Source organism: Pseudomonas sp. RA_15y_Pfl1_P11 (genome assembly GCF_963970975.1).
GTDB lineage: Bacteria > Pseudomonadota > Gammaproteobacteria > Pseudomonadales > Pseudomonadaceae > Aquipseudomonas > Aquipseudomonas tritici.
Genome location: NZ_CAXAOY010000010.1, coordinates 98,608 through 112,713, shown reverse-complemented (window position 1 = coordinate 112,713; position 14,106 = coordinate 98,608). Strand labels below are relative to the sequence as shown.

The window sequence follows — 14,106 nt, the reverse complement described above, 5'->3', positions numbered from 1 at the left end:
GGGTCAAATCGCCTCTAGTTCGCTCAAAAAGTCACGAAGATCATCAAAGTCTTCCGCGCTGCCGGCACGGAAGGTGGCAGCGGCCTGCACGTAGGCACGCAGGGTTTCGGTCTGGAACACTTCTACCAGGGGCACTTCCAGGCCCAGTTCGGCCTGGACCCGCGAGGTGATCTGAATCGCCAGCAGGGAATGGCCGCCCACCTCGAAGAAGTTGTCGTTCAGGCCCACTTGCGGCAGGCGCAGGACATCGGCCCAGATCGCGGCGATCTGTTGTTCCAGCTCGGTTTCGGGGGCCACATAGGCCTGTTGCAACAGGCTCGCATCCGGCTCGGGCAGGCCCTTGCGGTCGAGCTTGCCGTTGGGGGTCAACGGCATTTGCGCCAGGAACATGAAATGCGTCGGCACCATGTAGTCCGGCAGACGGGTTTTCAGGGCGCGGCGCAGGACGTCGCGCAACTCGGTTTCGTTGGCCAGGTTGCCGTCTGCCGGCACCACATAAGCCACCAGGTGTTTGCCGGTCGGGCCGTCCTGGGCGACCACTACGGTTTCACCGACATTGTCCTGCTCACGCAGGCGCGCTTCGATTTCGCCCAGTTCAATACGGAAGCCACGGATTTTCACCTGATGGTCGACGCGGCCGAGGTAGTCCACCACGCCATCCGGACGCCCACGGGTCAGGTCACCGCTGCGGTACACACGGCTGCCCGGCTTGCCGAATGGGTCCGGCACGAAGCGCTCAGCCGTTAACGCCGGTCGCTCCAGATAACCCCGCGCTACGCCCTCGCCGCCCAGGTACAGCTCGCCGGCCACGCCGATAGGTTGCAGGTTGAGTTGTGCGTCCAGCACATAGCCGCTGCGGTTACCCAGCAATGTACCGATCGGTGCGTAGACGGCACCGCATGGGTCATCACGGCGGGCTTTCCACAGCAACGGCGTGACCACGGTTTCCGTCGGGCCGTAGCCGTTGAACAGGTAAGTGGGTTTGAGCGCGCGCCAGGCCAGGTCGTAGCTGGCTTGGGCAACGGCATCACCCCCGAAGCAGTACACGCGCACCTTCGGTGGGTTGCCGTCACGCTCGGCATGCTCGGCCAACTGTTGCAGGTACACCGGCGGGAACACCGCCATGGTCACGTTGTGACGGTGCATTTGCTGGTAGGTGTATTCCGGCAGCCACAGGCTGTCATCGCGGATCAACACACTGGCGCCGTTGATCAGCGGGTGCATCCAGCCTTCGTGGGAGCCGTCGAAGGCGAACGACATGAAGTGCAGTTCGCAATCGGCGGGCGAGGTTTCATAACGCTCGCCGGTGGCAATGATATGGGCTACCAGTGGACCGTGGGACACCGCCACGCCCTTGGGCATGCCGGTGGAGCCGGAGGTGTAGATCACATAGGCCAGGTTGTCGCCATCCAGCTTCACTTGAGGGTCAGTGTCGCTGAACCCCGCCCACTCCTCGGTGCGATCAATCGCCAGGCTGTCAAGCCCCTCGGGAATCGGCAGTTGCTGCAAGGCGCTGGTGTGGGTCAGCAGCAACCGGGCACGGCTGTCCTGCATCATGTACAGCAGGCGGTCACGCGGGTATTCGATATCCAGTGGCACGTACACGCCACCGGCTTTCATCACCGCGAGGAACGCCACCATGATCTCGGCACTGCGCGGCATGGCAATTGCCACGCGCACTTCCGGGCCGACACCACGGGCGATCAGCGCATGGGCCAGGCGGTTGGCCTGGCGGTCCAATTCACCGTAGCTCAGGGTTTGCGTGTCGAACGTCACCGCGACTGCATCCGGGGTTTCCCGGGCGCGGTCGGCTACCAATTCGTGCACCAGCCGCTCGGCCGAGAAGCCGGCGTCAGTCTGGTTCCACAACCGAAGGATGTGTTGTTGCTCATCCTCGCCCAGCAGGTTGAGTTGGCTGATGGGTTGCTGTTGATCGGCAACCATTGCCTGCAAGAGGTTCTGCCAGTGGCCGGCCATGCGTTCAATCGTGGCAGGGGCAAACAGGTCTGTGGCGTAGCTCAGGGAGGCACGCAGCGTCGCCTGGCTTTCCTCCACATCCAGCGCCAGGTCGAATTGCGCCACGCCTTCATCCCAGCTCAGCACCTCGACATCCAGTTCGGTGAGGCGCTGCAGGTGGTTATTGGCTGACGTCACACGATGGTTGAACAGCACCTGGAACAGCGGGCTCAGGCTCATGCTGCGCTCAGGCTGCAAGGCTTCCACCAATTGCTCGAACGGCAAGTCCTGATGGGCCTGGGCCTCCAGGGAACGCTGGCGCACTTGCTGCAACAGTTGCACAACGCTCATCTGCCCATGGATATCGGCCTTGAGCACCTGGGTGTTGACGAAAAAGCCGATCAGCCCTTCGGTTTCCAGGCGATTGCGGTTGGCTATCGGCACGCCGACGCGCACGTCTTCCTGGCCGCTGTAGCGGTGCAGCAACGCCTGGTAGGATGCCAGCAATACCATCGGCAAGGTGATCTCGGCGTTCTGCGCCAACTGACGCAGGCCGCTCAGAAGCTCAGGGTGCAGCTCGATGCCCAGGCGTGCGCCACGCTGGCTCTGTACCGCCGGACGCAAGTAGTCGAAAGGCAGCTCCAGCACCGGCTGTACGCCACCCAGTTGGGCCTGCCAGTACGCCAGTTGACGAGCCTTCTCACCGGCCTCCATCCAGTTGCGCTGCCACAGGGCGTAATCGACGTATTGGATCGGCAAGGCGGGCAAGTCGGGCATCCGCCCCTGGTTGAAGGTAGCGTACAAATGGACCAGTTCCTCGACCATCAATTGCATCGACCAGCCATCGGAGACGATATGGTGCTGCACCAGCACCAGTACGTGGTCATCAACAGCCAGACGCAGCAACTTGGCCCGCAGCAGTGGCCCGCGCAGCAGGTCGAATGGCTGCGCAACCACTTCTGCGACCCGCGCCTTGAGGCCATCTTCCTCGGTGTCGAGCAGGCTGATCTCAATCAGGCCCGAGTCTTCAATCACCTGCACCGCGCCGCCAGCGTCCTGGCGCACATGGGTGCGCAGACTTTCATGGCGTGCCAGCAAGGTGTCAAAACTGCATTGCAGAGCAGGCAGGTCGAGCAGCCCTTTCAAACGTAATGCGCTGGGGATGTGATACGCCGTGCTTTGCGGGTCCAGTTGCCAGAGGAACCATTGGCGCTCCTGGGCATAGGACAACGGCAGCGGTTGACTGCGGTCAGCCTTGAGCAACGCAGGAGCAACCACGCCCTCCTCGCCCAGCGCCCGAACGAAGTCCTCCAACCGCGGATGTTCGAACAGGGTCTTGAGCGCCACTTCCAGCGCCAGCACCTGGCGAACCCGCGAGACAACACGGGTGGCCAGCAGCGAATGCCCGCCGAGCTCGAAGAAGTGATCGTCAAGGCCGACCTGCGGCAGCTCCAGCACCTCGGCCCAGATCGCCGCGACCTGCTGTTCACGCAGTGTGACTGGCGCCACATGGCCTTTGCTCAAACGCGCAGCGTCCACTGCCGGCAAAGCCTTACGGTCGAGCTTGCCGTTGGGGGTCAGGGGCAGGCTGTCGAGGAACACCAGGTGCGCCGGCAGCATGTAGTCCGGCAGGCGCTCGCGCAGGGCCGCCTTGTAGGCCTCTACCGTGTCGGGTACCGAGCTGACCAGGTAAGCGATCAAGCGGTCGTTATCGGCCAGAACCACGGCTTCGCGCACGCCGGCATGCTCGCGCAAACAGGCTTCGATTTCGCCGAGTTCAATGCGGAACCCGCGCACCTTGACCTGATGGTCGACGCGGCCAATGTATTCCACCGCGCCATCTGCACGGTAGCGGGCCAGGTCGCCAGTACGGTAGAGGCGCTCCCCTGGCGCACCATACGGGTTGGGCACAAAGCGCTCGGCCGTCAGCGCGGGGCGCTCGTGGTAACCACGGGCCAGGCCGACACCGCCGATCAGCAGTTCACCAGCAGCGCCCACCGGGCTTGGTGTCAACCCGGCAGTGAGGATAAAGAACGTGGTGTTGGCGATAGGTCGCCCGACAAAAGGCTGTGCGTCGTGCAGACGATGGGCCGCCGACCAGATGGTGGTCTCGGTGGGACCATAAAGGTTCCACAGCGGACCTTGCAGGTCGAGCATGCGCTGGGCCAGGTCCGCCGGCAGCGCTTCACCGCCGCACAGGCTCTTGATACCGTGCAGCAACCGGGCACGCGGGCTTTCCATCAGCATGCGCCAGGTCGAAGGCGTCGCTTGCAGCACGTTGGCGGACTGGCTGTGCACCAGGTCGATGATTGCTTCCGGGTCGAGGGCAAGTTCCTGGCCGCTCAGCAGTACCGTGGCACCCACCGTCAGGGGCACGTACAGTTCCAAGGCGAAGATATCGAACGAGAAGGTGGTCAGTGACAACATTCGTGCGTCAATGCCGAAGTCCAGAGTATCGGCCATGCCGCAGGTAAAGCTGCACAGCGCCCAGTGGCGTACCATCACACCCTTGGGCTTGCCGGTGGAACCGGAGGTGTAGATCACATAGGCCAGGTGTTCCGGCGTGACCTCGACCTGCGGGTTGTGCTCGGCAGCGTCGGCGGCGTCGACCATCAATACCTGCACACCGTGCCGGTGCGCCAGGTGACCGATCAAGTGTGGCTGGGTCAGCAGGACCTGTGCGCGGCTGTCTTCGAGCATGAAAGCCAGGCGATCCGCCGGGAATTGCGGATCAAGCGGCACATAGGCGCCACCTGCCTTGAGCGTCGCCAGCAGGCCGACCACCATGTCCAGAGAGCGCTCGACATGCACCGCCACCAATACGTCCGGACCCACACCCGCCGCGATCAAGCGATGGGCCAGGCGGTTGGCGCGACGGTTGAGTTCATCGTAGCTCAGGGCTTGACCATTGAATTGCAGCGCCAGGGCGTGTGGTTGTGCCAGGGCCCGGGCTTCGAACAACTGATGCACACAACGCTCGCGGGGGTAGTCGACGGCGGTGTCGTTCCAGGTTTCGAGCATCTGCTGCCACTGCGGCGCACTGAGCATCATCAGCTCATCAACGGCCTGGGACGCATCGCGCACCACGGCGCACAATAGGTTTTGCCAATGTTCGGCCAGGCGCTCGACAGTTGCTGCGTCAAACAGGTCGGTGGCGTAGGTCAGAGATGCCCACAAGCCTTCGGCGGATTCTTCGGTCTCCAGGCTCAGGTCGAACTGGGTGCTGTGCCCCGACCAATCCACCGGTTGCAACGCCAGGCCAGGCAATTGCACCGGGGCTGCCCGCAAGCTGTCCTGATGGTTGAACATCACCTGAAACAACGGATTGTGACCGAGGCTGCGCTGCGGTTGCAGGGCTTCCACCAACTGTTCGAACGGCAGTTCCTGATGGGCATGAGCCTCCAGGGCACGCTGCCTGGCCTGGACGAGTAATTGATCAAACGCCATCTGCCCGTGCATGTCAGCCTGCAACACCTGGGTGTTAACGAAGAAGCCGAGCAGACGCTCGGTTTCCAAGCGATTGCGGTTGGCGATCGGTACGCCCACGCGGATCTGCGACTGGCCGCTGTAGCGATGCAGCAACACTTGGAAAGACGCCAGCAGCAGCACGAACAACGTCACACCCTGGCGCAGGGCCAAGGCCTTGAGGTCGGCCACCAGCGCATTGTCCAAATGCACTTGCCTGCGTGCGCCACGGTGGCTTTGCACCGCCGGGCGCGGGTGATCCAGCGGCAGTTCAAGCACCGGATGCTCCATCCCCAGGCGCATGCGCCAGTAATCGAGTTGACGCTGTTTTTCACCGGCGGCCATCCAGTCGCGTTGCCACTGCGCGTAGTCGGCATACTGGATCGGCAACCCAGGCAACCGGGGGTGCCCCGCATAGAGCGCCACCAACTCGTCGACCATTACTTGCATCGACCAACCATCGGAAATGATGTGGTGCTGGGTAATCACCAGCACATGGTGCTCCGGCTCAACTCGGAGCAATTTGACGCGCATCAGCGGGCCAGCGACCAGGTCAAAGGGACGCTGGATTTCCTGCGCCACCGCGTGCTCGATGGCCGAAGCGGCGACCCGCTGTTGTTCGATCGGCATCGGCAGGCTTGGGTGAATCACCTGCCAGGTGTGCTCACCGTCCTCCTCAAAGGTAGTGCGCAACGGTTCGTGGCGCTGCACCAGGGCCTGGAGCGCCTGCTCCAGTGCCGCGACGTCCAAGCGCCCACGCAGGTGCAGCGCGCTCGGCACGTGGTAGGCGGCGCTGGTCGGGTCCAGTTGCCAAAGGAACCATTGACGTTCCTGTGCGAACGACAGTGCCAGCGGCTGATCACGCGTCACCGCCACCAGCGGCAGCGCAGTTGTCGCCTGCAACTCTGCGCAAACGCCTGCGAAGGCCTCCAATGTCGGTTGTTCGAACAAGGCCCGCAGCGGTACTTCCAGTTGCAGGTCATGGCGCACCCGGGAAATGACCTGGGTCGCCAGCAACGAGTGGCCGCCACGCTCGAAGAAGTGGTCGTTGAGCCCTACCTGCTCCACCTGCAACACGGCCTGCCAGATGGCGGCCAATTGGATTTGCAGGGGATTTTGCGGCACCACGTAGGCCTGGCGTGCCTGATTCAGGTCCGGTGTCGGCAGCGCACGACGGTCCAGCTTACCGTTGTTGTTCAACGGCAACGCATCGAGGATGACCCAATGCCCCGGCACCATGTAGTCCGGCAACGACTGGCGCAAATTGTTCGCCAATGCGGACGCTTCCAACGCTTGCCCTTTAACGGGTACCACGTAGGCCACCAATTGCGTGCCTGTCGCGCTCGACTGCGCGATGACGGCGGCTTCACGCAACTGCGGCAAGGCTTGCAGGCTGGCTTCGATCTCGCCCATTTCAACCCGGAAACCGCGGACCTTCACTTGATGATCGATGCGTCCGACGTACTCAAGCGCACCCGCCTCGGTGTAACGGGCCAGGTCGCCGCTGCGGTAGAGACGCGCACCAGGCACGGCGGAGAACGGGTCTGGCAGGAAGCGCTCGGCAGTCAGCGCCGGGCGGTCGAAGTAGCATTGGGCCAAACCGTATTGGGCGCCGATGCACAACTCGCCCACACCCTCGGTGGCCAGCAATTCAAAACCACTGTCCAGCACATACAAGGAGCGACCTTCGATGGCCCGGCCAATCGGCACACCAAACGCATCGCTGGCGTCCGCCAACTGGCAGTCATGCACACTGGACACCACGGTCGCTTCGGTGGGCCCGTAGGTGTTGACCAGGCGCACGTCGCCCAGACCGGCCGCGTACCAGGCGCGCAGCCCTTCCACTGACATCGCCTCGCCGCCCACGTGCACTTGGCGCAGGTTGCCCAGGGGGCGCGGGTCGAGGGAGCACTCCTTGGCGAGCAAATACCAGTAGGCGGCCGGCAGGTCCGCGAGGGTTACGCCCTGCTGCACGATCTCTCGAGCCAACTGCCCAGCGTCCCACAGCTCATCACCACGCATGATCAACGCCGCGCCCACGCACAGCGGCGGGTAACATTGCTCGACAAAGCCGTCGAAGCTGAACGTGGCGAATTGCAGCACGCGGTCTGCCGCGCTCAAGCTGCTGTAGCCCTCGGCGCTGTCGCAGAACTGGCCAAGGGCGGCATGGTCGATGGCCACGCCCTTGGGCAGCCCGGTGGAGCCCGAGGTGTAGATCACATACGCCAGGTCGGCGGCTGCGGCGTGGTTGGCGGGATTGGTGGACGGGTAGCGTGCCAGTTCTTCGCCGGACGCGGTGAACTCCTCGCGCACCAGCCCTTGGGGCAACGGTAGGCCGGCCAGCAGCCCGGTCTCGCTGAGCAGCAGGTCGAGCCGGCTGTCAGTCAGCATGTAGGCAAGGCGTTCGCCAGGATAGTTCGGGTCCAGCGGCACGTAGGCGGCGCCGCTCTTGAGCACCGCCAGCAGGCTGACGATCAACTGTGGACCACGTCGTGCGGCCAGGCCGACGCGCCGGCCTGGGCCAACGCCCAGTTCCAGCAGGCGATGGGCAAGACGGTTGGCGCGATCATTGAGTTGGGCGTAGCTCAGGCGTGTATCGCTCGCCTGCACTGCCAGCGCGTCGGGTGTGACGTCGGCCTGGGCAGCAATGCGTTCGTGCACGCGCAGATGACGCTGGGCCGCGCTAGGCGACTGGCTCAGGGCAAGGATGTCGCGCCGTGCAGCTGGGTCGAGCAGACGCAGGCTGCCGACGGGCGCCTGAGCATCAACCAGCATCTGCACCAGCAGGTGACGCAGGTTGCGGCTTAATTGAGCGACCTGCCGAGCGCTGAAGCGCGCCTGGTCATAGCCGAACTCCAGGCGCAGGCAACTGCCCAGCTCAATGCCCAAAGTCAGCGGATAATGGGTCTGCTCATGGTTATGCAGACGACCGAACGTCAGACCGGCAGGCGCGCCCTGCTTCAAGACGTCCGCCACCGGGAAGTTCTCGAACACCAACAAGCTGTCGAACAGCGCCCCCTGCTGGCCCGCCCAACCCTGGATGTCATAGAGCGGCACATGTTCGTGATCGCGCAGGCTCAGGTTGAGGGCTTGCAGCTCGCTCAGCCAGTCGGCCACCGCCTGGGTCGGCGCGGCGGCGCTGACAATGGGCAGCGTATTGATGAACAGGCCCAGTTGCTGTTCGAGCCCCGGCAACGGCGCCGAGCGGCCGGCGACGGTAGCACCGAACGCCACGCACGCCTGGCCGGTGTAGCGTTGCAGCAACAGGCTCCAGGCCCCTTGCAGCAGCGTGTTGAAGGTGACTTTCTGATGGCGGGCAAACTCGCCGAGGGCGCGGGTGAAGTCGCTGTCCAGCACCACATGATGGTCTGACATGCCCTTGCCGTCGGCCGGCACACGCAGGGCTTGCGCCAGCAAAGTCGGTGCCTGCAACCGCGCCAGACTGGCTTTCCAGAATGCCTCGCCCGACGCTTGCTGTTGCAACCAGCCCAGGTAATCGCGGAACTGCCCTTGCGGTGCCGGCACGTTATGCCCGGCGTAATGGGCGATCACTTCGCCGAGCAACTGGGCGTTACTCCAACCGTCCATGAGGATGTGGTGGCTGGTGAAGATCAGGTGCCAGGCACGGCCGGCACCGCGCACCAGCATCAAGCGAAACAACGGCGCCGCATTCAGCGCAAAACCCTTCTCGCGCTCTGCGACAGCAAGCGCGTCAACGTCGGCGGCGACGTCTTCGATCACGTGCAACTGCACATCCACCTGGCGCTGGATCACTTGATGGGCACTGTCCAGGCCAAGCCAGTGGAAGCTGCTGCGCAGGATGTCATGACGGTCCAGCGCGGCTTGCCAGGCACGGCCGAACGCCAGCAGGTCGAGGCCTTCGATATCCAGGCGCAACTGGTTGATATAAGCCTCTGCCTCGGGCTCGTACAAGGTGTGGAACAACATGCCCTGCTGCATGGGCGACAACGGGTAGACATCGGCAATGGCTGGTTCCGCGATAGGCAAGCCGTCGAGTTGCAATTGGGTCAGGCGCGCCAGCGGGAAGTCCGAGGGTGTGACCTGCCCCGTGGGCGTGGTGCAGCAGTGTTCGATCAGGGCCTGGAGTTCAGCCGCGTAATCATCCGCCAGGCGCTGAACAGTCGCCACCTCGAACATCTCACGACTAAACCCCCACCGCAGGGCCAATTCACCGCCGTACACCTGCCCTTCCACCGTCAACCAGTTGGCCAGCGGTGCCTCAGGGTCCTGGGCCTGACCGCTGCCCTGGTCAGCCGGAACGAACAGCGCCGCCTCGTTGAACTGGCGGTCGAACTGACCCAGGTAGTTGAAGGTGATGCGCGGCGCCGCCTGATTCGACAAAGCGTCACGCGCCGCGGGTGCGCCGAGGTAGCGCAGCAGGCCATAGCCGATACCTTTGTGCGGCACGGCCCGCAGTTGCTCCTTCACCGACTTGATCGCCGCCGACAACTCACCCTCGGCCTGCAGGCGCACCGGGAACAGGCTGGTGAACCAACCCACGGTGCGGCTCAGGTCGAGCGTGTCGAACAGGTCTTCACGACCATGGCCTTCCAACTGGATCAGCGCGGCAGGCTGCTCGCTCCAGCGGCTGATGACGCGTGCCAGGGCGGTCAGCAGCAGGTCGTTGACCTGGGTGCGATAGGCCGCCGGGGCGTCTTGCAGGAGTTGGCGGGTGTGTTCGGCGCTGAGGCGGATTTCGAGTGTGGTGCCCAGGCGGTTTTGCAGGCCGCCCTGAGGGTTGTCGCAGAGCAGATCGGCGCTCGCGGTCTGTGCCTGCCAGTACGGCAGTTGCTCGTCCAGTGTCTGCGCATGGGCCTGCAACTGCTGCGCCCACTGCTGGTAGGCGCTGGTCTTGGCCGGCAGCGCGGCGTTGCGATAGGCCTGCTGCAGGTCTTCGAGCAGGATGCGCCACGACACGCCGTCCACTGCCAGGTGATGCACCACCAGCAGCAGACGCTGGGTGCCGTCGGTCATCGTTGCCAGGACGGCGCGCAACAGCGGGCCCTGTCCAAGATCGAGACTGCGTTGAGCTTCATCGCACAGTGCGGCCAACTGCGCCTCGTCAGAGACCTGTGACTGCCACAGTGACGCGCTCGTAACCGGCTCGGCATGAGCTTGCCGCCAACCGTCTGCCTGCTGCACAAACCGCAGGCGCAGGGCGTCGTGGTGATTGATCAGGCGGGTCAAGGCGGCGTCAAGGCGCACGGGGTCCAGCACTTCTCGCGAGGTCAGCAGCAACGACTGGTTCCAGTGCTGGCGTGCCGGGATCGCCTGCTCGAAAAAGCTGTGTTGCACGGGTGTGAGGAGTACCTCGCCGGTGACCGGCCCCTGGTCGATGACCGGCGCCTGCTCAAAGGTGGCCACCCGCGCCAGGCTGCGCACGCTCTGGTACTGGAACAGGTCTCGCGGGCTGAGGCGAATACCCGCCTGGCGCGCACGGCTGACCACCTGGATGGAGATGATCGAGTCGCCGCCCAGTTCGAAGAAGTTGTCTTCCAGGCCGATCTGCGGCGTGCCGAGCACATCACTCCAGATCGCCGCCAAGGCTTTTTGCAGCTCATTTTCCGGCGCGACATAGGCCTGCTGCGGGGTGGCGTCCGGCAATGGCAAAGCTTTGCGGTCAAGCTTGCCGTTGGCAGTCACCGGCAACTTGTCCAGGGGCACCATGTGGGTGGGCACCATGTATTCCGGCAGGCTGCTGAGCAACCAGGCCTTGAGGTCGCGCGGCGCTGCGCCTTCCAACACCAGATAGGCCACCAACTGCTTGGCGCCCTGCACCAGCACCACGGCTTCACGCACCGATGGGTGCTGCATAAGGCGCGCCTCGATTTCACCCAGCTCGATCCGCAGGCCGCGCAACTTGACCTGGTGATCGAGGCGGCCAAGGTATTCGATTACCCCGTCGGCCCGCTGGCGCACGCGGTCGCCGGTGCGGTAAAGGCGTGCGCCTTCACCGAAGGGGCTCGGCACAAAACGCTCGGCGGTGAGCGCCGGCCGTCGATGGTAACTGCGCGCCAGGCCAGTGCCGCCCAAGTACAGCTCGCCGCTGACGCCAGTGGGAACAGGGTTGAGCTGGGCGTCGAGCACATAGGTGCCGAGGTTGGCGATGGGCCGGCCGATAGGCACGCTGTCGGCGCCTTCGTCGATGCAGGCCCAGTGGGTAACGTCGATGGCCGCTTCGGTCGGGCCGTAGAGATTGAACAACCCGGCCTGGGGCAATTTGGCGAACACTTGCAACTGCGCATCCAGCGGCAAGGCTTCACCGCTGCACACGATGCGTCGCAGGCTGTTGCAGGCTTGCACCCCCGGCTCATGGATAAACGCCTGGAGCATCGATGGCACGAAGTGCAAGGTGGTGATGCGGTGCTGCGCGATGGTCTCGATCAGGCGCGCTGGCTCACGGTGTTCACCGGGCGCGGCGACGACCAGCCGCGCGCCGGTCATCAACGGCCAGAAGAACTCCCACACCGACACGTCGAAACTGAACGGGGTTTTCTGCAGCACCGCATCGCTGGCGTCCAAGCCATAGGCCTGCTGCATCCAGCACAGCCGGTTGACCAGCGCTCGATGGCTGTTGCCGGCGCCCTTGGGCTTGCCGGTGGAGCCGGAGGTGTAGATCACGTAGGCCAGGTTCAACGCGTGCAGGCTGACGTTTGGCGATTCAGTGCGGTAGCCATCGAGCCAGCCGGCGGGCTGGTCCAGGGCAATCACCTGAATGCCATCGGCAGGCAGCAACGGCAACAGGCTACGCTGGCTGAGCAACAACTGGATGCCGCTGTCCTCGACCATGTAGGCCAGGCGCTCCCGGGGGTATTCGGGGTCCAGCGGGACGTAGGCGCCACCCGTCTTGAGAATCGCCAGCAGACCGACCACCATTTCGATGGAACGCTCGACGCAAATCCCCACCAGGGCGTCGGGACCAACGCCCTTCGCGCGCAGGGCATGCGCCAGTTGGTTTGCACGCGCATCCAGTTGAGCGTAAGTCAGCGTGGCAGCGCCAAACAGCAGCGCCGGCGCATCGGGCGTAGCCCGTACCTGGTCTTCGATCAGGTGATGAATGCCGCGATCAGTCGGATATACCTCGGCGGTCTGGTTCCAGGTTTGGATCAACACCTGCTGTTCATGCGCGGCCAGCATCGGCAATTCACCGATTCGCTGCTCACCGTCGCCCACCATGGACTGCAACAGGCTGATCCAGTGCGCGGCCATGCGCTGGATAGACGACGCGTCGAACAGGTCATTGGCGTAGGTCAACGCGGCCTGCAGCGTGCCGGACTTTTCATAGGTATCGAGTGTCAGGTCGAACTGGGTGGTGCGGCCTTGCCATTCCACCAACGCCAGCTTCAGGCCGGAGGCAGTGCTGACGCTTGCGATGTCAGCGACCACCGGCTGGTGGTTGTACATCACTTGGAACAGCGGCGTATGGCTCAGGCTGCGCTCGACCTTGAGCGCTTCTACCAGACGCTCGAACGGCAGATCCTGATGGGCCTGCGCACCCAAGGCATGCTCTTTGATGCCTTGCAGCAGCTCATTGATACGAGTTTGCCCGGTCAACTCGGTGCGCAAGACTTGGGTGTTGACGAAAAAGCCGATCAACCCTTCGACTTCAGTCCGGTTGCGGTTGGCAATGGGCACGCCAACGCGGATATCGCCCTGCCCGGTGTAGCGATGCAGCAGTACGTTAAAAGCGCCGAGCAACAGCATGAACAGGGTGACATTGTGTTTTTGCGCGCAAGTGCGCAGTTGTGTGGCCAGTTCGGGTTCAATCGCGAAATTGTGACGCGTGCCCTGGTAGCTCGGCATCGCGGGGCGCGGGCGGTCGGTGGGCAGCTCCAGCACTGGATGCTCATCGCCCAGGCGCGCTTGCCAGTAATCCAGTTGGCGCGTCTGCTCACCCGCTTCCAGCCAGCGGCGCTGCCACAGGGCGTAGTCGCTGTACTGGATCGGCAAGGCCGGCAGATACGGGGTTTCGTTGCGCTCGTGGGCGTCGTAGCAGCGGATGAACTCGTCGATCAGCACGTTCATCGACCAGCCGTCGGAGACGATATGGTGCAGAGTCAACAGCAGCACATGCTCCTGTGCGCCGAGCTTGAGCAATTGCACGCGCAACAGCGGACCGTTTTCCAGGTCGAACGGCAGCAGCGATTGACGGGTCGCGGCCTCGTTGACCGCCTGTTCGCGCTCGGCGGCAGCGAGGTGGCTCAGGTCCCGTTGCTCGACGGTCAGCACCGTATCAGCCGGCACCTGCACCAGGCGCTCGTCTGCCTGACGCTGGAACACCGTACGCAGGGTTTCGTGGCGCGCGACCAGGCTGGCAAACGCCTGCTCTAGCGCGCCAAGGCTCAACGCGCCCTTGAGTCGCACCGCACCCGGCAGGTTGTAGGCGCCACCGGCAGGATCCAATTGCCACAGAAACCACATGCGCTGCTGCGCGTAGGACAGCGCCTCGCGATCCTCCACTTCCACCCCTGCCGGAATCGGAAACCGGGAAAAATCCACGCCTTCTTTCTGCAAGGCCTGCAGGAACAATTGGCGCTTTTCCAGGGGCAACCCGATAAACCGGCGAGCAAGTTTCAAGGAGTCTTCAGCATTCATTTCTTGGAGTCCGGAGCAATAGGCAGGAAGCACAAAGGCACGTCGTCCCTATAAAACGAACCGGAGAGG

Annotated in this window: 1 protein-coding gene; it reads right to left on the bottom strand. The window is 63.8% G+C overall.

Features of this window, described 5'->3' with window-relative positions; translation table 11 throughout:
* Nucleotides 1-3: 3 nt before the first annotated feature.
* Complete coding sequence (locus tag AACY44_RS14850) at nucleotides 4-14,037, bottom strand: non-ribosomal peptide synthase/polyketide synthase (RefSeq protein WP_339530511.1); 14,034 nt, start codon at nucleotides 14,035-14,037, stop codon at nucleotides 4-6.
* Nucleotides 14,038-14,106 lie beyond the last annotated feature (69 nt).